Below are 291 nucleotides of genomic sequence, written 5' to 3'. Positions count from 1 at the left end.
CCTATGGGGGGCAGCAGTAAGGAATATTGCGCAATGGACGAAAGTCTGACGCAGCGACGCCGCGTGGGGGATGAAGGTCTTCGGATTGTAAACCCCTTTCGGGAGGGAAGATGGAGTGGGTAACCACTTGGACGGTACCTCCAGAAGCAGCCACGGATAACTTCGTGCCAGAAGCCGCGGTAATACGAAGGTGGCAAGCGTTGTTCGGATTTACTGGGCGTACAGGGAACATTTCTGACGCTGAGGCTCGAAAGCTAGGGGAGCGAACGGGATTAGATACCCCAGTAGTCC

The 291-nt window shown here is 55.7% G+C and carries 1 rRNA gene; it reads left to right on the top strand.

Annotated features, from left to right (window positions below):
• A 16S ribosomal RNA gene (locus JDS92_RS30220) occupies positions 1 to 291 on the top strand; the annotation flags it as partial.

Source organism: Bacillus cereus group sp. N12, from assembly GCF_016483575.1.
Taxonomy (GTDB): domain Bacteria; phylum Bacillota; class Bacilli; order Bacillales; family Bacillaceae_G; genus Bacillus_A; species Bacillus_A toyonensis.
This window is presented reverse-complemented; position numbering and strand designations above follow the sequence as displayed.